The 23,078-nt window shown below is 69.4% G+C and carries 24 protein-coding genes; 11 read left to right on the top strand and 13 right to left on the bottom strand.

Annotated elements, in window-relative coordinates; all coding sequences use genetic code 11:
- The first annotated feature begins 3 nt into the window (after window positions 1-3).
- Window positions 4-1,746: a serine hydrolase domain-containing protein gene (locus tag BGP17_RS18940; RefSeq protein ID WP_286713164.1), complete on the top strand. Its 1,743-nt coding sequence runs from the start codon at window positions 4-6 to the stop codon at window positions 1,744-1,746.
- 46 nt (window positions 1,747-1,792) lie between these two features.
- Here the strand turns inward: BGP17_RS18940 and BGP17_RS18935 are convergent, their stop codons facing one another.
- On the bottom strand, window positions 1,793-2,113 hold the full coding sequence (locus BGP17_RS18935; protein WP_167298804.1) for a hypothetical protein: 321 nt from the start codon (window positions 2,111-2,113) through the stop codon (window positions 1,793-1,795).
- Window positions 2,114-2,200: 87 nt separating this feature from the next.
- Window positions 2,201-3,808: a phosphoenolpyruvate carboxykinase gene (locus BGP17_RS18930; protein WP_286713162.1), complete on the bottom strand. Its 1,608-nt coding sequence runs from the start codon at window positions 3,806-3,808 to the stop codon at window positions 2,201-2,203.
- Between the two features lie 175 nt (window positions 3,809-3,983).
- Between BGP17_RS18930 and BGP17_RS18925 the strand changes: the two genes are divergently transcribed.
- The 8 genes from BGP17_RS18925 to BGP17_RS18890 all read left to right on the top strand — a co-directional run bounded on the left by BGP17_RS18925 (window position 3,984) and on the right by BGP17_RS18890 (window position 9,868).
- Window positions 3,984-4,691, top strand: a complete 708-nt coding sequence (locus BGP17_RS18925) for a response regulator transcription factor (protein ID WP_086129571.1) — start codon at window positions 3,984-3,986, stop codon at window positions 4,689-4,691.
- Window positions 4,660-6,240: a sensor histidine kinase gene (locus tag BGP17_RS18920; RefSeq protein WP_167298802.1), complete on the top strand. Its 1,581-nt coding sequence runs from the start codon at window positions 4,660-4,662 to the stop codon at window positions 6,238-6,240. Before BGP17_RS18925 ends, BGP17_RS18920 begins: the two co-directional genes overlap by 32 nt.
- Complete coding sequence (locus BGP17_RS18915) at window positions 6,240-6,665, top strand: HPr kinase/phosphorylase (protein WP_167298801.1); 426 nt, start codon at window positions 6,240-6,242, stop codon at window positions 6,663-6,665. The genes BGP17_RS18920 and BGP17_RS18915 overlap by 1 nt, the downstream gene beginning before the upstream one ends.
- A complete protein-coding gene (gene rapZ, locus BGP17_RS18910) occupies window positions 6,662-7,591 on the top strand; it encodes an RNase adapter RapZ (RefSeq protein ID WP_167298800.1) in 930 nt (309 codons plus the stop codon). Before BGP17_RS18915 ends, rapZ begins: the two co-directional genes overlap by 4 nt.
- Window position 7,592: 1 nt before the next feature.
- On the top strand, window positions 7,593-8,000 hold the full coding sequence (locus BGP17_RS18905; RefSeq protein ID WP_086129567.1) for a PTS sugar transporter subunit IIA: 408 nt from the start codon (window positions 7,593-7,595) through the stop codon (window positions 7,998-8,000).
- Window positions 8,001-8,014: 14 nt separating this feature from the next.
- Window positions 8,015-8,269, top strand: coding sequence for an HPr family phosphocarrier protein (locus BGP17_RS18900; RefSeq protein WP_373384898.1), 255 nt, complete (start codon window positions 8,015-8,017; stop codon window positions 8,267-8,269).
- 33 nt (window positions 8,270-8,302) lie between these two features.
- Window positions 8,303-9,103, top strand: a complete 801-nt coding sequence (locus tag BGP17_RS18895) for a TrmH family RNA methyltransferase (RefSeq protein ID WP_286713160.1) — start codon at window positions 8,303-8,305, stop codon at window positions 9,101-9,103.
- 75 nt (window positions 9,104-9,178) lie between these two features.
- On the top strand, window positions 9,179-9,868 hold the full coding sequence (locus BGP17_RS18890) for an META domain-containing protein (protein WP_286713158.1): 690 nt from the start codon (window positions 9,179-9,181) through the stop codon (window positions 9,866-9,868).
- Window positions 9,869-9,881: 13 nt separating this feature from the next.
- Here the strand turns inward: BGP17_RS18890 and BGP17_RS18885 are convergent, their stop codons facing one another.
- The 3 genes from BGP17_RS18885 to recR all read right to left on the bottom strand — a co-directional run bounded on the left by BGP17_RS18885 (window position 9,882) and on the right by recR (window position 12,471).
- Complete coding sequence (locus BGP17_RS18885) at window positions 9,882-11,147, bottom strand: DNA recombination protein RmuC (RefSeq protein ID WP_341786414.1); 1,266 nt, start codon at window positions 11,145-11,147, stop codon at window positions 9,882-9,884.
- Window positions 11,148-11,288: 141 nt separating this feature from the next.
- Window positions 11,289-11,816 (bottom strand): peptide deformylase, encoded by a 528-nt coding sequence (def, locus tag BGP17_RS18880; protein ID WP_137864018.1) that lies wholly within the window; start codon window positions 11,814-11,816, stop codon window positions 11,289-11,291.
- A 58-nt stretch (window positions 11,817-11,874) separates the two neighbouring features.
- Window positions 11,875-12,471 (bottom strand): recombination mediator RecR, encoded by a 597-nt coding sequence (gene recR / locus BGP17_RS18875; protein WP_086129561.1) that lies wholly within the window; start codon window positions 12,469-12,471, stop codon window positions 11,875-11,877.
- Between the two features lie 122 nt (window positions 12,472-12,593).
- On the opposite strand from recR, the gene fmt reads away from it, so the two are divergent.
- Complete coding sequence (gene fmt / locus BGP17_RS18870) at window positions 12,594-13,532, top strand: methionyl-tRNA formyltransferase (RefSeq protein ID WP_286713156.1); 939 nt, start codon at window positions 12,594-12,596, stop codon at window positions 13,530-13,532.
- Window positions 13,529-14,269: a tRNA pseudouridine(38-40) synthase TruA gene (gene truA, locus BGP17_RS18865; protein ID WP_167298795.1), complete on the top strand. Its 741-nt coding sequence runs from the start codon at window positions 13,529-13,531 to the stop codon at window positions 14,267-14,269. The genes fmt and truA overlap by 4 nt, the downstream gene beginning before the upstream one ends.
- Window positions 14,270-14,292: 23 nt before the next feature.
- Here truA and BGP17_RS18860 read toward each other — a convergent pair whose 3' ends face one another.
- The 8 genes from BGP17_RS18860 to BGP17_RS18825 form a co-directional block, all read right to left on the bottom strand.
- Window positions 14,293-15,489 (bottom strand): class I SAM-dependent RNA methyltransferase, encoded by a 1,197-nt coding sequence (locus tag BGP17_RS18860; protein WP_286713154.1) that lies wholly within the window; start codon window positions 15,487-15,489, stop codon window positions 14,293-14,295.
- Window positions 15,480-16,874, bottom strand: a complete 1,395-nt coding sequence (locus tag BGP17_RS18855; protein ID WP_286713152.1) for an NAD(P)H-hydrate dehydratase — start codon at window positions 16,872-16,874, stop codon at window positions 15,480-15,482. Before BGP17_RS18855 ends, BGP17_RS18860 begins: the two co-directional genes overlap by 10 nt.
- A complete protein-coding gene (locus BGP17_RS18850) occupies window positions 16,871-17,326 on the bottom strand; it encodes a hypothetical protein (protein ID WP_286713151.1) in 456 nt (151 codons plus the stop codon). Before BGP17_RS18850 ends, BGP17_RS18855 begins: the two co-directional genes overlap by 4 nt.
- Window positions 17,307-19,028 carry a dihydroxy-acid dehydratase gene (ilvD, locus tag BGP17_RS18845; protein WP_167298792.1) on the bottom strand — a complete coding sequence of 574 codons (1,722 nt, stop codon included), beginning with the start codon at window positions 19,026-19,028 and terminating at the stop codon, window positions 17,307-17,309. Before ilvD ends, BGP17_RS18850 begins: the two co-directional genes overlap by 20 nt.
- 132 nt (window positions 19,029-19,160) lie before the next feature.
- The gene (locus BGP17_RS18840) at window positions 19,161-19,862 is read right to left on the bottom strand and encodes an N-formylglutamate amidohydrolase (protein ID WP_167298791.1); all 702 of its coding nucleotides are present in this window, start codon (window positions 19,860-19,862) and stop codon (window positions 19,161-19,163) included.
- Window positions 19,859-20,581, bottom strand: a complete 723-nt coding sequence (locus tag BGP17_RS18835; protein ID WP_286713150.1) for an enoyl-CoA hydratase/isomerase family protein — start codon at window positions 20,579-20,581, stop codon at window positions 19,859-19,861. Before BGP17_RS18835 ends, BGP17_RS18840 begins: the two co-directional genes overlap by 4 nt.
- A 182-nt stretch (window positions 20,582-20,763) precedes the next feature.
- Window positions 20,764-21,564 (bottom strand): 4-(cytidine 5'-diphospho)-2-C-methyl-D-erythritol kinase, encoded by an 801-nt coding sequence (locus tag BGP17_RS18830; protein ID WP_286713149.1) that lies wholly within the window; start codon window positions 21,562-21,564, stop codon window positions 20,764-20,766.
- Complete coding sequence (locus BGP17_RS18825; protein WP_286713147.1) at window positions 21,561-23,030, bottom strand: tetratricopeptide repeat protein; 1,470 nt, start codon at window positions 23,028-23,030, stop codon at window positions 21,561-21,563. The genes BGP17_RS18830 and BGP17_RS18825 overlap by 4 nt, the downstream gene beginning before the upstream one ends.
- Window positions 23,031-23,078 lie beyond the last annotated feature (48 nt).

The raw sequence follows: 23,078 nt of genomic DNA, 5'->3' as shown, positions 1-23,078 counted from the left end.
TCGATGCGTTCCGTCCTCCTCTCCGTCCTGTTGGCCTCGGCAATGACCCTCCCCGCTCCTCTCGCCGCGCAGGATGCGAAACAGGATATCACCGGGCTCTGGGCGGCGAAGAAGCGCTTCGGCCCGGATGTGCGCGGCACGCTCACCCTGGTCCAGGAAGCGTCGGGCTGGCGCGCCGAGATCGCCGGACGCGAGGCGACGGTGACGCAGGCGGGCGACACGCTGCGCTTCGCGCTGGCGGGCGAACTGGGCGGCTTTCGCGGGCGAATCGAAGGCAACCGCATCCGCGGCCATTGGATCCAGCCCCGGAGCGTCACCGGCGGGATGCGCTATGCGACTCCGGTGGTGCTCGCCGCCGCCGGCCCGTCGCTGTGGCGCGGCGAGGTGCGGCCGCTCGACGAGAGCTTCACGCTCTACCTGAAGATCGACCGCGAGGCGGACGGGCGGCTCGGCGTGTTCCTGCGCAATCCGGACCGCAACATCGGGCGCAATGTCGACCTCAGGCATATCGAGCTGAAGGACGGCCATGTGCGGCTGCTCGGCAAGCCCGGCGGCGCAACCGAGGAAGTGGAGATCGCCACCGGCAACTTCGATGCCGGCAACCGACTGCTCTCGATCGCCATTCCCGGGCGCGGCAACAGCTATGATTTCGAGCCGGCGGGGGCGCTGAGCGATTTCTATCCCCGCCCCGGACTCACGGCACCCTATGCCTATCGCCCGCCACTGCCGAAGCAGGACGGCTGGCCGGTCTCCACGCTGGCGGCGGAAGGGATCGACCGCGCGGCGATCGAGCGCTTCGTCCAGATGCTGATCGACCAGCCGATCGACTCGGTTCACGCCCAGGATATCCATGCCGTGCTGATCGCCCGGCACGGGAAGCTGGTGCTGGAGGAGTATCTCCACGGCACGGACGGCGACGCCCTGCACGACACGCGCTCGGCGGCGAAGAGCCTCACCTCCGTGCTGGTCGGCGCGGCAATGCAGCAGGGCACGCGGATCGGGCCGGAAACGCCGGTCTATGCGACGATGGAGAAGACGCTCCCCGCCGATCTCGATCCGCGCAAGCGGGCGATGACGCTGGGCGACCTGCTCGGCATGGCATCGGGCTTCCACTGCGACGATCGCGACCCCAAGGCGCCGGGCAACGAGGACGTGATGCAGGATCAGGAGGCCCAGCCCGACTGGTATCGCTATGCTCTCGATCTGCCGATGGTCGCGCCACCGGGTGCGAGCCGCGTCTATTGCAGCACCAATCCCAACCTTGCCGGCGGCGTGCTGGCACGGGTTACCGGCGAGCCGCTGGAGCAGAGTTTCGATCGGCTGATCGCCCGGCCGATGCAGTTCGGGCCCTATGCCCTCAACCTGCAGCCGACCGGCGAGCCCTATATGGGCGGCGGCGCGCAGTTCCGACCGCGCGATTTCATGAAGCTGGGTCAGCTGATGCTCGACGGCGGCACCTGGCAGGGCAAGCGCATCCTGAGCGCCGACTGGGCGCGACGCTCCACCGCGCCGAGCGGCGAGCTGCGCGGGCTGCACTATGGCTATCTCTGGTGGGGGATCGACTTTCCCTGGCAGGGCGGGAAGCTGCCGGCCTTCTTCGCGGCTGGCAATGGCGGCCAGGTGGTGATGGTCGTGCCGAAGCTCGACCTCGTGGTGGCGATCTTCGGCGGCAATTACGGGGACAAGGTAACGTACGTGCCCCAGGAGAAATACGTGCCGGACCATATCCTGCCGGCGATACGCTGAAACGCGAGGCTCGCCCGGCCACCCGCCGGGCGAGCCCGCGCGGATATCAGCTCTTGGTGCCGAACAGGCCGGAGGCCAGGCCGCCGAGCTGGCCGAGCACGCCCTCGCCACCTTCCTGCATCAGCTGCGAGAAGCGGCCGAGCGAACCCTCGCCACCGATATGGCCGATGATCTCCTGGAGCTTCTCCACCGGCAGGCCGGTCTCCGAGGCGGCGCCCTCGGCGGTATCGGTGTCCATCGGGTGGAACTTGGCGAGCGCCTGCACCGCCTGCTCGACATGCTCGGGCGAAAGCCCGACCTTGGAGGCGAGATTGGCCACGTCCACGTTCTGCGAAACCTGGCCGAGAATGCCGTCGAGAATGCTCATGCTGTTGCTCCCGTTACGAGTGATCGGAACGGGAGCAATTTAGCACAGGTTGAAGCGCCCGCCCACAGCCGCCGGAACGGATCGCGCTCAGGCGGTAACCTTGGGCGCCGCCTCGCGCACGCCCGCATCGACATGGTCGGCGAACTGGGCGAAATTCTCGACGAACTGGTCGACCAGCCTGCCGGCGGTCGCATCATAATCCGCCTTGTTCGCCCAGGCGGCACGCGGATCGAGGATCGCGCCGTCCACCCCCGGCACCGTGACCGGCACCATGAAGCCGAAATTGGGATCCCTGCGGAACTCGGCCTGGGCCAGGCTGCCGTCGAGCGCGGCGTTGAGCAATGCCCGCGTCACGCGGATCGGCATGCGCTTGATGCCCGGATCGGTGGCGCGGCCGCCGCTCCAGCCGGTGTTGACCAGCCAGCAATCCACGCCGCCCTTCGCGATCCGCTCCTTGAGCAGATTGCCATAGACCGCCGGATGGCGCGGCATGAAGGCGGCGCCGAAGCAGGTGGAGAAGGTCGCCTCGGGCTCGGTCACGCCGATCTCGGTGCCAGCCACCTTGGCGGTGTAGCCCGAGAGGAAGTGATACATCGCCTGATCGGGCGTCAGTTTGGCGATCGGCGGCATCACGCCGAAGGCATCCGCGGTCAGGAAGATGATGTTGCGCGGCACCGGGCCGAGATTCCGCTCGGAGGTGTTGGGAATGAAGTCGATCGGATAGGCACCGCGGCTGTTCTCGGCGAGGCTGTTGTCCGCGAGATCGAGGGCGCGGCTCTCCTCGTCCATCACCACATTCTCGAGCACCGTGCCGAAGCGCCTGGTCGTCGCGAAGATCTCGGGCTCGGCCTCGGCCGAGAGGTTGATCATCTTGGCGTAGCAGCCGCCCTCGAAATTGAACACGGCGGTGTCCGACCAGCCATGCTCGTCGTCGCCGATCAGCGTGCGCGAGGCATCGGCCGAAAGCGTGGTCTTGCCGGTGCCGGACAGGCCGAAGAACACCGCGGTATCGCCGTCCGCGCCGATGTTCGCCGAACAGTGCATCGGCATGATGCCGTCCTGGGGCAGCAGATAGTTGAGGAGCCCGAAGACGCTCTTCTTCATCTCGCCGGCATAGGCGGTGCCGCCGATCAGGATCAGCTTCTCGGTGAAGCTCACCGCGATCACCGTCTCGCTGCGACAGCCATGGCGCTCCGGATCGGCGCGGAAGCTGGGCAGGTCGACGATCGTATACTCGGGCACGAAGCCGGCAAGGTCTCCGGCCGGCGGACGGACCAGCATCGTGCGGATGAACAGATTGTGCCAGGCCAGCTCGTTGATCACGCGCACGTTGACGCGGTGCTCGGCCTGCGAGCCGCCATGGAGATCCTGCACGAACAGCGTGTCGCGATCCGCCAGCGCGGCAAGGAAATCGGCCTTGAGCGCAGCGAAATGCGCCGGGCTCATCTCCTTGTTGACCTTGCCCCACCAGACACTGTCCTCGGTGGCGGCGTCGCGGACGATGAACTTGTCCTTGGCCGAACGGCCGGTGTGCTTGCCCGTGGTGACGACCAGCGGACCGTCCTTGGCCAGCTTGCCCTCGCCGCGGCGCACGGCGTGCTCGACGAGCTGCGCGGTCTCCAGGTTCCAGATGATATCGGCGTCCGTCCCGATGCCCATCGCATCGAGACCATGGCGCGGGGTGCGCTCGGTCAAATTGGCCTCCGTCTCCAAGTGCTTGCCCGGATTGTTGCCCTCCGGTGCAATAATATTGCGCGGCCTTGAACCTCAGCCGGACGGGGGTCAACCCGAGTAAACGTTGTCAGCCGATTGAGCGGCAAAGAACTTTCGGTTACGCCACGGATTCAATGGACCCGAGTGCCACACAAGCATGACCGCAACGATCGCGTTGGTCGACGACGACCGCAACATCCTCACCTCCGTCTCGATCGCGTTGCAGACCGAGGGTTTCCTCACGCGCGTCTATTCGGACGGCGAGAGTGCGCTGAAGGCACTGATCGACAATCCGCCCGACCTGGCGGTGCTCGACATCAAGATGCCGAAGATGGACGGGCTCGAGCTGCTCCGCCGGCTGCGCGAGAAGAGCACGATCCCGGTGATCTTCCTCACGAGCAAGGATGACGAGCTGGACGAGGCGCTGGGCCTGGCGATGGGCGCGGACGACTATATCGCCAAGCCGTTCAGCCAGCGCCTGCTGATCGCGCGGATCCGCGCGATCCTGCGCCGTACCGAGGCCACGCAGCCGAGCGCCGAGGGCGGCGAGGAAGTGACCGCCGAGGCGCTGGAGCGCGGCCGGCTCACCATGGACCCGGCGCGCCACCGCGTGACCTGGAACGGCATCAACGTGACGCTGACCGTCACCGAGTTCCTGATCCTGGAGACGCTGGCGCAGCGCCCGGGCATCGTGAAGACCCGCAACCAGCTGATGGATGCCGCCTATCAGGACGACATCTATGTCGATGACCGCACCATCGACAGCCACATCAAGCGCGTGCGCCGCAAGTTCCGGCAGGTCGATTCGCAGTTCGACGCCATCGAGACATTATATGGCGCGGGCTACCGGTTCTCGGACGAATAGGGACGAGCGCGACCTCGCGCTCAAATGGTCCAATCGGGTCAGCCTGACGCCGCGCATCCTCGCGGTGAACATCTTCGCGCTGGCGCTGCTGGGCGGCGGCTTCTCCTATCTCGATTCCTATCGCAGCCGGATCGTCGACAGCCGGGTGGAGCAGGCAGGCCGAGAGGTGCGGCTGATCGCCCAGGCCCTCGCTTCCGCCAAGGACGCGAAACGCCGCGACCTGCTGGTGCTCAGCCTGGCGCGCGACACGGGCACGCGCATCCGCCTGTTCGACGAGAAGGGGAAACTGCTCTCGGACAGCAAGGCGCTGGGCCTGCGCAACGTGGTGCTGCGCGATCCGGACAAGGATCCCTGGGGGCTGGAAGCGGCGCGCTTCCTCGATGCCGTGATCGACACGGTGGCGGGGGCCGACCGCGCGCCGCTCTATCGCGAGCGCCCGGCGGACCAGGGGCTCGACTGGCCGGACGTGCGCACGGCCCTCTCCGCGCATGGCACTCCCGCGACGGTCTGGCGCGCGCCCGATCGCACCCCGGTGATCACCGCCGCCGCGCCGATCACCGAGCTGGGCGTGGTGATGACCACGGTGAACGCGCGCGACATTACCCAGACGGTGCGGGCCGAGCGCTTCCGCCTGGGCATGGTCCTGCTGTTCGTCTCGGTCTTCTCGATCCTGCTGTCGCTGTTCCTGGCGCGCACGATCGTGCGGCCGCTGCGCCTGCTCGCGCGCGCCGCGATCCGGGTGCGGCTGGGGCGCGCGCGCGAAGTGGTGGTGCCCCGCCTGCCCGATCGCAGCGACGAGATCGGCCTGCTCGCCCGCGCACTGTCCGACATGACCCAGGCGCTGCGCGCGCGGATCGACGCGACCGAGGCCTTTGCGGCGGACGTCACCCACGAGCTGAAGAACCCCCTCGCCTCGCTGCGCTCCGCGGTGGACGGCATGGCGGCGGTGAAGAAGAAGGAGCATCGCGACCAGCTGCTCGAAATCGTGCGCGACGACGTGTTCCGCCTGGACCGGCTGATCACCGACATCTCGGAGGCTTCCCGGCTCGACGCCCAGCTCAGCCGCGCCACCTTCGAGCCGGTCGATATCGGCGCGATGATCCAGGCGCTGCTCGACCAGCGCGAAGCGCGCGGCATCCCGAACGGCATCCGCATCGCCTTCGATCGCGGGCCGGGCGTCGAGCTCACGGTGCTCGGCGAAGGCGCGCGGCTGGAACGCGTGTTCGAGAACCTGATCGAGAACGCCATCTCCTTCTCGCCGCCCAGGAGCCTGATCGCGATCTCGGCTTCGAGCGACGAGGATTATCTCACCATCCGGGTGGAGGACGAGGGGTCCGGCGTACCCGAAGAGGCACGCGAGAACATCTTCCGCCGCTTTCATTCGGTGCGCCCGCAGGACGAGGCATTCGGCCAGCATTCCGGCCTGGGGCTTGCCATCGCCCGCACGATCGTCGAGGGCCATCAGGGGAGCATTTCAGTCGAATCGCGGGAGGATCGATTGAGCGGGGCGCGATTCGTGGTGCGACTGCCACTGACGGGACGCAATTGATGGCGGAGCTGTCCTCGGAAGCGATTCTGGGCGCCTGCGTGGCGATCGGCGGCCGCGGCGTGCTGATCGAGGCACGCGACGAGGCCCAGCGCACCGACCTGCTGCTCCGCCTGCTGGATCGCGGCGCCACCCTGGTGGCCGATACGCGCACCGTCTGCGTGCGCCGCGGCGCCGAGCTGCTCGGCACGGCACCGACGGGCACTGCCGGCCGCGTGGAGATTCGCGGCATCGGCTCGGTGGAGCTGCCCTGCCTCGCCGAAGTGCCGGTGGCGCTGATCGCGGTGGTGCTCGACACGGCGCCGCGCCTGCCCGAGGATCGGCGCAGCCAGCGCATCGCCGGCGTGGACGTGCCCGTGATCGCGCTTGCCCCCAGCGAGCCGGCCGCACCGATCAAGATCGAATATGCGCTGAAGGCGTTCGCGTGACGAGCAAGCGCCCGAAGCAGATCCTGCTCGTCACCGGCATGTCCGGCGCCGGCAAGTCGACGGTATTGCGCACGCTCGAGGATCTCGGCTGGGAGACCGTCGACAACCTGCCCCTGCTGCTGCTCAACCGCCTGCTCGATACTGCGCCGGGCGACGCCGACGATGATCGGCCGCTGGCCATCGGCATCGGCACCCAGACGCGCGGCTTCGATCCGGAGAACATCGTCCGCCGCATCAAGAAGCTGCGCGAGGAGCACGGCCATGACGTCGGCACGCTGTTCCTCGAATGCTCGGGCGCCGAGCTGGAGCGGCGCTACTCGGAGACGCGCCGCCGCCATCCCATGGCCCAGGATCGCCCTGCACAGGACGGCATCGCGCACGAGCGCGAACTGCTCACCCCGCTCCGGAGTTGGGCGAACCGGCTGATCGACACGACGGATCTCAGCGCCAACGAACTCGCCCAGCAGATCCGGACCACTTTCTCGGGCGCCGGCCTGAGCGACACGATCCTCTCGGTCGTCTCGTTCGGCTTCGCCCGCGGGCTCCCGCGCGATGCCGACCTGGTGTTCGACATGCGCTTCCTGCGTAATCCGCACTGGGATCCGGCGTTGCGCCCCGGCACCGGCAAGGATCCCAAGGTCGCCGCCTATATCGCGGCCGACCCGGCCTATCCGGCGGCGATGGCGCAGATCGAGTCGCTGCTGCTCCTGCTGCTCCCGCGCTACCAGGCCGAGGGAAAGGCGTATGTTACGATAGCGTTCGGATGCACCGGAGGCCGTCACCGTTCGGTGCATGTCGCCGAACGGATGGCCGCGCGGTTGCGCGGCGCGGGTTTTTCGCCCACGGTGACGCATCGTGATACGAAGACCGCGCCGCAGGACTCGCTGGAGGGGGCCCCGGTGACCACGGCAGGGGGCGGAGTTTGAGATGATCGGTTTGGTGCTCGTGACGCACGGACGACTCGCGGAGGAGTTCGTAGTCGCGATGGAGCATGTAGTGGGCAAGCAGGAGCAGGTCGCCTCGATCTGCATCGGGCCCGAGGACGATATGGAAGGTCGCCGCGCGGATATCGCCGCGGCGATCAAGAGCGTCGATTCGGGCCGGGGCGTGATCGTGCTGAGCGACCTGTTCGGCGGTACCCCGTCGAACCTCGCCATTTCGCTGATGGAAGCGGGCCGGGTCGAAGTGATCGCCGGGATCAACCTGCCGATGCTGATCCGTCTGGGCAGCGCGCGCAAGACCATGAAGGTCACCGAAGCGGTGGCCGCGGCACGCGACGCAGGCCGGAAATACATCACGATCGCATCCGAAGTGCTGGGAGAGGCCGCCGCTTGAACCGCTGCATCCGTATGGTCACGATCGAGAACAAGCGCGGCCTGCACGCGCGCGCCAGCATGGCCTTCGTGACGCTCGCCACCGCCCAGCCGGTCGAACTCACCGTCGAGAAGGACGGCAACACCGCTTCCGGCACGTCGATCCTCGACCTGATGATGCTGGGCGCCGCCAAGGGCGATACCATCTCCATCAGCGCCGAGGGGGATGGCGCCGACGGCGCGGTCCAGGCGCTGGTCGCGCTGGTCGAGGCGCGGTTCAACGAGGAATAGCCTCGGGCGGAAATTGGCATTAGGGCATCGCCGATGCCTCGCGAGATAACCGCCTTTTCCAATCCCCTCATCAAGCGCGTCCGCAACCTGCGCGACAAGAAGCACCGCCGCGAGGAAGGCCTGTTCCTCGCCGAGGGCCTGCGCATCCTCACCGAAGCGCACGAGGCTGGGCGCGTTCCGCAATATCTGTTCTTTTCGAAGGACATGGCCGGCCACGCACTGGTCCGAACGCTGATCGCCGCCACCGAGGCCGCGGGCGGCTGGGCGATCGAGACCAATGCCGACATCCTCTCCAAGCTCTCGGGCAAGGACAATCCCGGCGCGGTGGTGGGCGTCTATCCCGACTTCGCCGTGACGCTGGCGGATCTCGACCGGAGCCGGTCGGGCATCTGGCTGGTCGCCGAGCGGCTGCGCGATCCGGGCAATATGGGCACGATCCTGCGCACCGCCGATGCGGTGGGCGCCGGCGGGCTGATCCTGATCGACGACTGTGTCGACCCCTTCTCGGTGGAGGCCGTGCGCGCGAGCATGGGCGCGCTGTTCACCGTGCCGGTGGCACGGGCGAGCTGGGGCGATTTCCTGGTCTGGCTGCGCAAGGCCCCCGGCCAGCTGGTGGGCCTCAGCCTCGACACCGAGCACGACTATCGCGCGCCCCGCTACGAGGCGCCGACCTTCCTGCTCACCGGCAACGAGGCACAGGGCATGCCCGGCTTCATGGCCGAGGCCTGCGACCTGCTGGTCAAAATCCCCATGCTCGGCAGGGCGGACAGCCTGAACGCCGCCGTGGCCACCGCGGTAATGGCCTATGAAGTGCTCGGCCAGCAACGAAGCTGAACCTCCGATAATCGTTACGGCCATGGAGCGTTCAGCCCGGTCCGCGCATTTCCCGCGGCGAAGAGGAGTGAGACCATGCGCATTTCGACGATCGCCGCCGCCAGCCTGATCGCGCTGACCGCCCCGCCCGCCGCCGCCCAGGCCCAGGGCGAGTATCGCGCTTCGGGCACCGAGCCCTTCTGGAGCCTGACCATCGGCGCGCGGACCATGCGCTTCGAGGCGCCGGGCCGGCCCACGGTCAGCGTCCCCACGCCCAGGGTGATCCACGGCTTTGCCGGCGAGATCTGGCAGACCCGCCGGATCGACGTGAACACCAACCACCGCCAGTGCAGCGACGGGATGAGCGACCGCGTCTATCCCGACACGGTGACGGTCACGGTGGACGGCCGCACCTTCAAGGGCTGCGGCGGCGAGCCCCGGGTCAGCGCCAGCGTGATCGACGGCAACTGGCGGATCGAAGCGCTGAACGGCCGGCCGGTGCTGCGCGGCACCAGCCCGATGGTCGCGTTCGACCAGGGCCGCATCTCGGGCAATGCGAGCTGCAACCGTTTCACCGGCAGCTATGATTTCGCGCGCGGCCGGCTCAGCACCGGCGGCGTGGCCAGCACGAAGATGGCCTGTGTCGATCGCGGCCGGAACCTGCAGGAACAGGCCATTCTCGGCCTGCTCGGCGAGCGCCTGAGCGTGTCGGGCAACCGCGCCGGCAAGCTGGTGCTCACCGGCGCCCGCGGCCGCACCATGACCCTGGCCCGCACCCGGCCCTGAGCGATCGCCCGGGCTATTCGGCCGCTTCCGCCGCGTCCGGGCCCGCCACCAGCTTGGTGAGCGGGCGCGGCGCGCTCTCGACCATCGGCAGCGGCTCGATCTCCTTGGTGCCGCTCGACACTTCCAGCGCCTCGAAACGCTTGGCCTGAGTCATCACCTGGCTCTCCAGGCTGCCGACCATCGCATTATAGGCACCCGTCGCCTGTTCGAGGTTGCGGCCCATCCGGGCGACATGGCCGCCCATGGTGGCAAGCCGCGAGTGCAGCTCCTTGCCGAGCCGGGCGATCTCGGCGGCTTCCTCGGCCAGCTTCTCCTGGCGCCAGACGCTGGCGACGGTGCGGGCGATCGCGACGAGGTTGGTGGGCGTGGCGAGCAGCACGCGGCGCTCGAACGCCCATTCCCACAGCGCATCGTCCTGCTCCAGCGCCGCGGTCAGGAAATGCTCGCCGGGAATGTAGAGGATCACATAGTCGGCCGCGTCGCCGAACTGCGCCCAATAGTTTTTCGAGCCGAGCTGCTCGGCATGCCGGCGGATCGCGGCGGCATGCGCGGCGAGATGGGCGGCGCGGCTGCCCTCCTCATGCGCCTCGCTGGCGTCGAGGAACGCGTTCAGCGAGCATTTCGCGTCGATGATCAGCTTCTTGCCGCCGGGCAGGCGCACGATCACGTCGGGGCGCAGCCGCCCGTCCTCGGTGTTCACCGAAACCTCGGTCTGGAAATCGGCGTGCTGCGACAGGCCGGCCTGTTCGAGCACGTTGCGCAGGCTCTGCTCGCCCCAGCGGCCGCGCGCCTTGGGGCTGGCGCGCAGCGCATTGACCAGCTTGGCGGTCTCGTCGCGCACCTGGGTGTGGCCGGCATGGAGCTGCTGCACCGCCTCGCGCAGCGCCTGATAGCTGCCTACCCGCTCTTTCTCGACTTCGCTCAGGCCCTGCTGGTAGCGCGTGAGCGTCTCCTGCACCGGGGCGAGCAGCGCCTTCATCTTCGCTTCGTTGCTCTCCCCCGCCTGGGCGAAGCGCTGATCGGCGCGCTCGAGGAAGCTCTTCTGCGATTCGCCGAGGATGCGGTGCGCCAGCTCGGCGAAGCGGCTCTCCATGCCGCTGGTCTCGGCCTTGAGGCTGGCCAGCTCGATCTGGGCGCGGCCGAGATCGGCGGCGGCGGCCTTGAACTCCGCCTCGCGGGCATCGCGCTCCGCGCGCATCTGCGCCGCCGGACGCCCGCCCAGGAACATGCCGAGGCCGAGCCCCGTCACGAGCGCGGCAACCGCAATCAGAACCGCCAACAGATCCAAGCCTCGCCTCCCGAAAGGTCACTAAAGTCACGACAGGCGCGCATGCGGGCGCCCGCGCGCGGAACATATACCGAACGCTACGCATAGGACAGCGGGAATTTCGAGGGCGTGCACCGCCGCCCCCGACCGGGCTCAGGCGGCGGCCTTGCGTGCCTTGGCAAGCTTCTTGAGGATCATGTCGCGCTTCAGGCGCGACAGATGGTCGATGAAGACGATGCCCTGAAGATGGTCCATCTCGTGCTGGATGCAGGTGGCGAGCAGGCCCTCGAACACCTCGTCATGCGCGGCGCCCTTCTCGTCCAGCCACTTCACCCGGCAGCGCGCGGGGCGCTCGACATCGGCGAACTGCTCGGGGATCGACAGGCATCCCTCGGTATAGACGGACTGTTCCTCGGCCGGATCGAGGATCTCGGGGTTGATGAAGACGCGCGGCTCGCGGATCGGCTTGCCTTCCTCGTCCTCGCGCTCCTGCAGGTCCATGACGATCACGCGCTTGGGCACGCCCACCTGGATGGCGGCAAGGCCGATGCCGGGCGCGTCGTACATGGTGTCGAACATGTCCGCGATCAGGTCGCGCAACTCGTCGGTCACCTCCGCAACGGGTTCGGAGATGAGGCGCAGGCGCGGATCGGGTACTTCGACAATGGGTAGAATGGCCATTGGCCCAATTTAGGCCGACGGGGCGCATGTCGCAAGATTTGGTTCGCGCGAACGGATTTCAGGCTACCGGCCGTCGCGCTCGCAACGCCTGGGCCAGCGTGCCTTCGTCGAGATAGTCGAGCTCGCCGCCCACCGGCAGGCCATGGGCGAGCTGGGTGACGCGCACCGGATAGGTCTCGATCCGCTCGGCGATGTAATGGGCGGTGGTCTGGCCCTCGAGCGTGGCGTTCATCGCGAGCACCACTTCGTCGATCCCCCCTGCGGCGATCCGGGCGACCAGCCTGTCGATGCGCAGATCCTCGGGCCGGACTCCCTCCAGGGCCGAGAGGCGCCCGCCAAGCACATGGAAACGGCCCGGGAACAGCCGCGAGCGATCGAGCGCCCACAGGTCCGCCACTTCCTCGACCACGCAAAGCGCGCGCGTGTCGCGGCGCGGATCGGCGCAGATCTGGCAAGGGTCCGACGTGTCGACATTGCCGCAGATCCCGCAGGTGGCCAGGTTGCGGCTCACCGCGCCCAGCGCCGAGAGCAGCGGATCGAGCGCCGTCTCGCGCTTCTTGAGCAAGTGAAGCACCGCGCGGCGCGCCGAACGGGGGCCGAGGCCGGGAAGTCGCGACAGGGCCTGGGTGAGCGCTTCGATCTCGGGAGATGCCATGGATGGAGATGTAGCCATGCAGGAACAGAAAGGAAACCATGCCGTTGTCCCGCGGCACTTCCGCCCTCGTCCCCGCCAAGGCAGGGATGACGGGAAGGTGCTGGGCAGCTAGAGACCCGCCCATGCGAGTGATATTCATGGGAACCCCGGATTTCGCGGTGCCGGCGCTCGATGCGCTGGTCGAGGCCGGGCACGACGTCGTGGCGGCCTACAGCCAGCCGCCGCGCGCCGGCGGGCGGCGGGGCAAGGCGCTGACGCCTTCGCCGGTGCATGCCCGGGCCGAGGAACTGGGGATCGACGTGCGCACGCCGCTCTCCTTCCGGAAGGAACCGGAGGCGATCGCGGCCTTCGCCGCGCTGGAGGCGGATGTGGCGGTGGTCGCCGCCTATGGCCTGATCCTGCCTCAGGCACTGCTCGATGCGCCAAGGCATGGCTGCCTCAACATCCATGGCTCGCTGCTGCCGAGATGGCGTGGCGCCGCGCCGATCCAGCGGGCGATCCTGGCCGGGGATGACGAGACCGGCGTCGGCATCATGCAGATGGAAGCGGGGCTCGATACCGGTCCGGTACGGCTGGAGGAGCGGATTCCCATCGGCGCCCAGGATAGCAGCGGCGCGATCTCTCGCCGGCTTTCGCTGCTGGGCGCCAAGCTGATGGTGCGGGTACTCGACGACATCGCGCGCTATCCGCCGCAACCCCAGGCGGCGGAAGGCGTGACCTATGCCGCCAAGATCGACAAATCCGAAGCGCGGATCGATTGGAGCGTCGGCGCCCGGCAGGTCGATCGCCATGTCCGGGCGTTCAACCCCGCACCGGGGGCATGGTTCGAACATGCCGGCGAACGCATCAAGGTGCTGACTGCCCATATCCAGAGCAGCTCCGAAAATCCCGGCGATATCCACTACCGCACTACGCCGGGCCTCGTCCTGGACGCCCAACTCGCGATCGGCTGCGGAGACGGCGCCATCCGGCCGGATACCGTGCAACGCGCGGGCCGTGGCGTCATGACGGTAACCGAGCTGCTGCGCGGCTTTCCCGTTCCTCCGGGTACCCGGCTTTGACGCGGTTCGCGCTTACGGTGGAGTTCGACGGGCGGCCCTTCATGGGCTGGCAGCGACAGGACCATGGTCCGAGCGTGCAGCAGGCGATCGAGGAGGCCGCCTTTGCCGTCACCGGCGAGCGCGCCTCGGTGCAGGCGGCGGGGCGCACCGATGCGGGCGTCCATGCGCTCGCCATGCGGGCGCACATCGATATCGACAAGCCGATTGCGGCCTTCCGGCTGATGGAAGCGCTCAATGCCCGCGTGCGGCCCAATCCGGTGGCGATTCTCGATTGCGCCGAAGTCGCGGATGACTGGCACGCGCGTTTCTCGTGCGTTGCACGCCATTATGAGTATCGAATCTCGACACGGCGGGCGCCGCTCACCTGGGAGAAGGGCCTTGCCTGGCGGGTGATCCCGCCGCTCGATGCGGGGCTGATGGCACAGGGCGCGGCCCGGCTGGTGGGTCGACACGACTTCACTACCTTCCGCTCGGTCCATTGCCAGGCCGACAGCCCCTTGCGCACGCTCGACCGGCTCGACGTGGTGCAGGATGGCGAGCGGATCAGCGTGTTCGCCTCGGCCCGCTCCTTCCTCCACCATCAGGTGCGCTCGATGGTGGGGTGCCTGGTGCTGGTCGGCCAGGGGCGCTGGAGCCCCGACGACATGCGCGCGGCGCTGGAAGCCCGCGACCGCGCGGCGCTGGGCCTCAACGCACCGTCGGACGGGCTGTTCTTCCTCAGGGCCGACTATCCCTGAAGCCCCTCCCGCGCATGGGCGGATTACCCCTGCCGGCTGAACCGCGCTGCCAGCTCGACATGGGTCGACCAACGGAACTGGCCGACCGGCTGAATCCAGTCCAGGGCGTAGCCACCCTCGCATAATGTCTGCGCATCACGCGCGAACGTACTGGGGTTACAGGAAACATAGGCGATAAGAGGGGTTCGCGCCTTGGCAATCTCGGCCACCTGCTCCCGTGCGCCGGCGCGCGGAGGATCGAGGACCAGCGCTTCGAACTTGTCGAGATCGGCGCCGGTCACCGGGCGGCGGAACAGGTCGCGATGGTCGGCGAAGACCAGCCGGCGGGCCTGTGCCGCAGCGGCCTTGAGCGACAGGATCGAGTCGCGCGCCGCTTCGGCCGCATAGACCTTGGCCTTGGGAAAGGCGAAGGTGAAGGTGCCAAGCCCGGCGAACAGATCCGCGACAGTGCCGGCATTGCCGACGATCTCGCGGGCCGCGGAGACCAGCGCCGTCTCGCCCTCGGCCGTCGCCTGGAGGAAGTTGGCCGGCGGGAATGGCACGGCGACGCCGCCGAGCGTGATGGTGACGGGGTCCGGCTCCCAGCGCGCGGTGGGGCCCAGCCCCTCGTCCATCGCGAAGCGGGCGAGCTGGTGGCGCTGGGCGAAGGCAGTGATCGCCTCGGCGGCGGCCAGCCCCTCGGCCTCCAGCCCGTCGAGCAGCAGGTCCACGCCCTGGTCGGCCCTGGCGAGATGGATGTTGATCCGCCGCGACGCCGGCAGCATCGCGGCGAGCAGGCCCCGAAGCGGCGCAAGCAGCGCGAACAGTTCGGGGGCGAGGACATGGCATTCCTGCAGGTCGATCAGCGCGTGGCTGCCCTGCGCGGTGAAGCCGATATGGACCTGGCGGCCGCGGCGTTCGGCATGGAGCGTGGCGCGGCGGCGAGTGCGCGGCGGCGACAGCTGGGGCGTGCGGATCTCGGTCTCGAGCTTGTGCTGGGCGAGCGCGCCGGCGATCCGGTCGACGATGAAACCGCTCCACGCCGCATCGTCGAGATGCTGGAGCTGGCAGCCGCCGCATTCCGGGAAATGGCGGCAGGGCGGCTCGCGATGGTGCGGACCGGGGAGGATAGCGCCATCGGCGCCGATCCGGTCGCCGGGCGCGGCAAGGGGCACGTAGCGGCCATCGGCGGTGACGCCCTCGCCGCGCCCCGCGACGCGGAGGACTTCGCTCAGAGACATTCGGAGATCGCCTGGGAAAGATGCATCGGCAGCGCATCGGCGATGAAAGCCGGCCCCGCAAGAGCCGCCGCACGGGCATGGAGCCAAACCGCTGTTTCGGCAGCGTCCTTATTGCCCGCAGCAACTTGCGCGGCAAGCGTGCCGGCAAGCACGTCGCCGGTGCCTGCGGTGGAGAGCCAGGACGAAGCCCGGGCGAGCACACGGGCCTCGCCGCGGGGCGTGGCGATCACCGTATCGGCGCCCTTGTGGACTATGGTCGTTCGAGATTCCGACGCTGCTGCAATAGTTTGCACGATCTTGTCGCCATTGCCTTCGAACATCCGGCCGAACTCGCCCGCATGGGGCGTGAGCCAGGTCGCGGCGGTGCGGCGCTGCAGCCAGGCGGCAGCGGATTTTCCCAGCAAGGTCAGCGCGTCACCATCGAGGATCAAGGGAAGATCGGCGTTCAGCGCGGCCTTTAGCAGCCCTTCGGCGCGGCGATCGCGGCCCAGTCCGGGGCCGATCAGGATTCCCCCGATACGCTTCTCGGTAAGGAAATCGGCCAGATCGTCGCCATTCGCGATCCTGTGGCGCACCAGCGCGTCGGGACCGCCGCCGCCCTCGTCGCGACAGGCGAGGATCGTGTAGCCGGCGCCGCCCGCCATGGCGGCATGGGCGGCGAGCCGGGCGGCGCCGGGCATGTCGCCCTCGACCACTACGACCAGGCCGCGGCTGTACTTATGGGCACGCGGCCCCGGAGCCGTCAGCTTCGGCCGGGCAACGGTGCGCCAGTCGCTCTCCACCGGGATGCCGATATCGGCGAGCAGGACCTGTCCGCAGCGTTCTAGCCCGGCATCGAGGAGATGCGCGGGCTTGAGCGCGCCCAGCGCCAGCGTCGCGCCGATCCCGCGCGGCGCGCCCAGATCGGCGCCGCTGTCGGTGGCCAGGCCCGAGGGCAAGTCGATCGCGAGGGAGAAGCGAGCGGCGGCGACCAGCTCGGCCAGGACCGGCGCGATGCCGCGCTCGAGCGGGCGGGTGAGGCCGGTGCCGAACAACCCGTCGACCAGCACCGGGCGCGGCCGGGCCTGGTAGAGCGCGCCCACGTCCCCGCCCCAGCGCTCCAGCATCGCCCGCGCGGCAGGCGTGCCGGGCTCGCCACAGGCGGCGACCGCGACGTCATGGCCGGCTGCCTTCAGCAGGCGCGCGGCGGCATAGGCATCGCCGCCATTGTTGCCGGGCCCGGCCAGGACGAGGATCGGGCTGCCCCGGGCGAAGCGCGCCACCGCGCCCGCCACGGCGGCGCCGGCACGCTCCATCACGTCCAGCTGGGGTTCGCGCCGGAACAGCGCCTCCTCGGCGGCGCGCATCCGGGCAGCGGTGACGATCGGTGCGCCGGGCGGGATCATTGCCCTGCCCTCGGCCCGCGCACCGTAGCGGGCAAGCGATAGCGCGCGCCGCCGATCGCGACTTCGATCAGGTTCGGGGCAAGCGGCGTCACCACGGCCTTCTCGGCACCATCGGCGGCGACCACCCCGCGCCCGTCGGTAGTGACGAGCAGGCGGCGGAACCCGCCATCGGGATGGCGCAGGGTAAGGAACAGCCCGTCCTGCGACTGGACCCGATCGATCGTGCAGGCGAAGGAAAAGGCCTCGGCACCGGGCGGGGCGCATTCGATGCGGCCCTCCGCCTTCTCCCGCTTCTCCGCCTGGACCTGGTTGCGGGCCTCCGCCGCCTTGTCGCGGACCTGGGTGTTGCAGGCGGCGAGGAGGGCGAGCGCAGCCAGCGGAAATGCCCGTTGCGCGCCGCCCCCGGCCCCCGGGGAGAGAGAAGGACCTGGTCTAGATATCCGCGAAGACATGGGTTTCGGCGCTGGCTCCCGGGTGCGTTACCGCTCCCTTATAGGCAGGGCCGACATTCCGGGAAAAGCGCCAGAGCGCGCCGGACTGGTAATCGTTCGCGCGCGGCCGCCATCTGGCGCGGCGTTCGGCGAGCACGTCCTCGGGCACGTTGAGGTCCACGGTGCCGGCCTCGGCATCGATGCTGATCTCGTCGCCATCCTCGACCAGGGCGATCGGGCCGCCATCGGCCGCCTCGGGCCCGACATGGCCGATGCAGAAACCGCGCGTGCCGCCCGAGAAACGGCCGTCGGTGATCAGCGCCACCTTCTCGCCCAGCCCCTGGCCATAGAGGGCCGCGGTGGTCGACAGCATCTCGCGCATGCCGGGACCGCCCTTGGGCCCTTCATAGCGGATGACGACGACCGTCCCCTCCTCGATCGCATTCGCCTCGACCGCGGCAAAGGCATCCTCCTCGCGCTCGAACACCTTGGCCGTGCCGGTGAACTGGAGCCGCTTCATCCCCGCGACCTTCACGATCGCGCCCTCCGGCGCCAGCGAGCCGCGCAGCCCGACCACGCCGCCGGTGGGCGTGATCGGCGTCCTGGCGTCGTAGATGACCTTCTGATCGGGGTTCCAGGTGACCTCGTCGATATTCTCGCCCAGCGTCTTCCCCGTCACCGTCAGGCAGTCGAGGTGGAGGAAGCCCTCCGCCGCCAGCGTCTTCATCAGCATGTAGATGCCACCCGCCTCGTGCATGTCGCGGGCGACATAGCGGCCGCCGGGCTTCAGGTCGGCGACATAGGGCGTGGTCTTGAAGATCTCGGCAACGTCGAACAGGTCGAACGCAATGCCCGCCTCATTGGCCATCGCCGGCAAGTGCAGCGCGCCGTTGGTGGACCCGCCCGTCGCGGCGACGATGCGAGCGGCGTTCTCGAACGCCTCCCGCGTGCAGATGTCGCGCGGGCGGATGTTGCGGGCGATCAGTTCCATCACCTGGCGGCCCGCCGCGACCGCGATCTCTTCACGCGACTTGTAAGGAGCCGGAGCCATATTGCTGTTTGGCAAGGACAAGCCGATCGCCTCGGCAACGCAGGCCATGGTGTTGGCGGTATATTGGCCGCCACAGGCGCCATGCCCCGGACAGGCAGCCTTCTCGATCTCGGTGACTTCCGAGAGCGGGCATTTGCCGGCGGCATAGCGGCCGACGACTTCGAACACGTCGATCACCGTCAGGTCGCGGTCGTGCCAGCGGCCCGGCAGGATCGAGCCGCCATAGACGAAGATCGACGGCACGTTGAGGCGGAGCATCGCCATCATCATGCCGGGAAGCGACTTGTCGCACCCCGCGAAGGTGACGAGCGCGTCGTAGCAATGGCCGCGGACCGACAGCTCGACCGAGTCGGCGATGACTTCGCGGCTCACCAGCGAGGACTTCATCCCCTGGTGCCCCATGGCGATGCCGTCGGTCACGGTGATGGTGTTGAAGCGACGGGGCATGCCGCCGCCCGCGTTCACGCCCTGGCGGCACCAGTCCGCCTGCTGATCGAGCGTGGTGTTGCACGGCGCGCTGTCATTGCCCGCCGAGGCGATGCCGACGAACGGCCGGGCGATCTCCTCCTCGGTGAGGCCCATGGCGTAATAGTAGCTGCGGTGCGGGGCACTCTCCACGCCGACGGAAACATAGCGGCTGGGGAGCTTGGACTTGTCGAATCGCTGGGTCATGATGCGCAAGCCTATGTCGCGAGAAGGCGGTTTTACGCAAGACTATTGCGCAAACTTTTTATGGCGGGGGTAGAAGCGCGCCTGTGCCCGGCCTCCCATCTGCCGTCGCCCCCGCTTTCGCGGGGATGACGGCTATCGGAGCAAATGCCCCGCCAGCGCCGCCAGCACCGCCGCCCACTCCGCCACCCCGGCATCATCGCGGATCAGGTCGTTGCGGATCTCGATCGCGACCGAGGGGATGCCCTGCCCCTCGGCATGGCGGTTTAGCGTCGCGTTCAGCAGCCGGCCCGAATAGGGCTCGTTGTCACCGGTGACGAAGCCGTGCTCCCGGAAGAAGGCGACCGTCGGATGCGCGGCGCGGACATCGCGGTTGTAGAGCACGCCCACCTGCCAGGGCCGATCGGTGCCGCCATGTTCCAGGCAAGGCGTGAAGCTGTGGATCGAGAGGATCAGCCTGGGCCGCTGGGCGCGGACATGGTCGCGAAGCACGCGGTGATAGGGCGCATGGAAACGGGCGATGCGCCCGGCCCGGTCGACCGTTTCGTTGCCGGGGATCGGATGGCCGTCGCTCCGGTGCGGGATGAGGCCGATATGATCGGGTTCGCGATGCAGGTCGATCACCAGCCGCGAGACCGTGGCAAGGATCGCCGGGCAGCCGAGCCGGGCCGCCAGCGCGCGCGTGACGGCGGCGGCGCCGATATCGATGGCGATGTGATTGTCGAGCAGCGCGGGATCGATGCCGAGATCGATGTCCGCCGGCACGGCGCTGGAGGCGTGGTCGCACAACAGGAGCACGCCCCGGGCACTGCCTTCCAGGATCTCGGCGGCGCTCACCAGTTGGGGCTCCGGCGCGCGCGGAAGGCGGCAAGGCCCTCGGCGAATTCGGGGCCGCCGAACGCGTCCTCGAAGTCGCGGTCGGTCTGTTCGCCGCCCAGGGTGCGCTTGAGCAGCCTGACCGCCCGAGGGGCGTTGCCGGCGATCGCGTTCGCCATGGCGGTGGCGGTCTCGATCGCCTTGCGGGTCTTGAGCTCGACCAGCCCGATCTTGTGGACCTCGTCGGGCCGCAGCTTGTCGCCGGTGAAGAGCAGCAGCGCAGCCATGCCCCGCCCCACCTGCGCCTCCAGCCGGGCGACGTCCTCGCGCGGATAGCCGATCCCCAGCCGGGCGGGCGTGATCGCGAATTCGGCCTGGGCGCCGGCGATGCGGATATCGGCGGCGAGGATCAGCGCCACCGCCGCGCCGAAGCAGCCGCCATCGACCGCGGCGATCACCGGCATGGGCAGCGCGGCGATCGCCTCGATCCCCTCGCGCATGGCCTGGCGGAAACGGGTGCGCAGCGCCGGATCGGCCTGGAGCTGCTCGAACTCGCGGATATCGGCGCCGGCGGAGAAGATGCCGGGCACGTCGGACCTGAGGATCACGGCGCGGGCATCGCCGACATCGCGCGCCGCGGCGGCCAGTGCCTGCCAGGCCGCGGTGGGGAGCGCGTTCTTCGCCTCGGGCCGGGCGAGCGCGATGGTGGCGACATGGCCGTTGCGGGTGAGATGGATCATGGCGCGGATCGGCCCGAATGGGGCGGCGCTGTCAAGGGGATGGGGCGGGCTTTCGCCCGCGCCACCGACAGACGTTCTGCTCCCGGCAGTCGATCCGCTGGCCATGGCATAGGCCGAAAAGGGGAAAGACCGGGTGTGCGAGCATGGTTAATGGCGAGGGGCGCCAGGCAAGCCCCGGGAAATCAGGTCAACCGGGTCGACAGCGTCCACCAGCCCCGGCCGGCCAGCGCCGCCGCCGCCGCATCGCGGCTCGCCTCGCCGTCGAACAGCGCGAAGCAGGTTGCGCCGGAGCCGGACATGCGCACCAGCCCCGCCCCCGGCGCACCCGCCAATGCGTCCAGCACATCGTCGATCACCGGCGCAATCGCCCGGGCCGGCGGCTCGAGATCGTTGCGGCCCGCGCGCGGATCGGCCGGAAGCGGCCCGCGATCGACGCCGTCCCAGCGGCGAAACACCTCGGCAGTGGAGACGGCGACGCCCGGATTGACCAGCAGCACCGGCGTGCCCGGCAGGCCGGGAACCGGCTCCAGCCGCTCGCCCCTGCCCCGCCCGATCGCAGTGACGCCATGAAGGCAGGCCGGGACGTCCGAGCCCAGCGCGGCGGCGATGGGGAACATGTCCGCCACCGAGATGCCGTGCAGCCGCCCCAGCGCCCGCAGCGTCGCCGCCGCATCGGCCGAGCCGCCGCCGATGCCCGAGGCGACGGGCAGACGCTTGTCGAGCGTGATCGCGTGCGCGCCATGGCCGAATTCGCGGGCGAATTCCGCGGCCGCGCGGGTAACGAGATTGCCGCCCTCCCCGGCGAGCACCCCGGCGAAGGGGCCGGCGAGCATGAAGCTGTCGGCCTCGGCGCGCGTTGCGCTGACGATGTCGCCATGCTCGACAAAGGCGAACAGCGTCTCCAGCTCGTGATAGCCATCCGCCCGCCGGGCGCGCACGTGCAGCGCCAGGTTGAGCTTGGCCTTCGCGGTCTCGACGATCATTGCGTCAGCCCGTCGGCGAGCTTGGCCTTGAGCCGGGCAACATCGCCCTCGTCGGCGGTCACTTGGGCGGCGCGCCAGGCGTAGCGCGCCTCCACCCGGCGGCCGAGCTTCCAATAGGCGTCGCCCAGATGCTCGTTGGCGCGGGCGCCGCCCGGATCGGCGCGCACCGCCGCTTCGAGCAGCGGCACTGCCTTGGCCAGCTGGCCGTCGGCATAATAGGCGCGGCCGAGCGAGTCGGTGATTTCGGGATCGTCGGGCTTCAGCTTGCTGGCACGCTCGAGCAGCGCCTGGGCCGCGGGCAGGTCGACGCCGCGCTCGACCTGGGCATTGCCGAGCCAGGTCAGCGCTTCGGGCTCCTCGGGCGCAAGCTGGACGGCGCGCTGGAGCTCGGGCAGCGCCGCGTCCCAGCGGCCGGCGCGATCGAGCGCGGCGCCGTGCAGATAGTGGAGCTCCCAACCGCCATCGCCGCCCGTCCGCGCAATCGCCCGGGCGAAGGCGTCGGCCGCATCGGCATAGCGCTCGACCTGGAACAGCAGCTCGCCATAGTCGCGGATCTCCTGCGCGCTTGCCCCTGCCGGCGCGGCCAGCGCCCGGGCATCCGCGAGCGCCTCGGGCAGGCGGCCGGCGCGGCGGAGCGCGGCGATCCGGCCGGCAGCGGCGCCGCGCGCGAACGGGCTGTCGGCAGCGATCGCGGCCAGCGTCGCCAGCGCCAGGTCGGTCGCGTCGCTGCGCGACAGGGCGTCGGCAAGCCGCAGCCGCGCCCGCTCCTCCTGCGGATCGAGCAGCAGCGCCGCACGGGCGAGCAGGATCGAGAGCGGGGCGATATCCTCGCTGCCCAGGTCGCTGGCGAGGCTGAGGAAGACGTGCGCGGCACCGAAAGCGGCACCGGGCCTGCCGGCCTTCGCCTCGCGCTTGCGCCAGGCCGGGGAGGCGCCGGCAAGATCGCCGAGGACGAACCGCGCCTGGTCGCCCTTGCCGGTGCGGAGCAGCGCGATACCGGCATCGATCCGCCGGTCCGACGCGTCTTCGGTGCCGCGCGCGGCGGCGAGCGCGAACAGGCCCTGATCGGCCTTGCCCGAGGCGATCAGCAGCAGCGCGCGATTGCGGCCGGCAAAACGGGATGCGAGCGGATTTCCCCGCGCGGTGTCGAGCAGCGGCAACGGGTCCTGGCCGCGATCGACCGCGAGCCAGGCGCCGAGCACGGGCACCATGAAGTCGAGCTGCGCGCGCGCGAGCCGCTCCAGTGCCCTTTCGGCGCCGAGCCGGTCCTTGCCGTGCAGCGCGACGGCGAAGGCGAGCAGGTCGGTATCGGGCGGCGCGGTGCCGGCCTTGACCAGCACGGCGGCGGCGCGGGTGGCGAGGGCGAAGTCGCCGGCCGCCAGACCCTGGCGATAGGCGCGCATCGCCAGCACCGGATCGTCGGGCACGGCGGCGAGCGTGCGGGCATAGCCGGCGGCGGCGAGCACCGGCTCGCCCGCCGCATCGGCGGCACGGGCACGGGCATAGTCGCGCAG

The sequence above is a fragment of the Sphingomonas sp. 67-41 genome, assembly GCF_001899725.1.
In the GTDB taxonomy this organism is placed as follows: domain Bacteria; phylum Pseudomonadota; class Alphaproteobacteria; order Sphingomonadales; family Sphingomonadaceae; genus Sphingomonas; species Sphingomonas leidyi.
The sequence above is the reverse complement of the archived record's forward strand: the minus strand, read 5'-3'. Positions and strand labels throughout refer to the sequence as shown.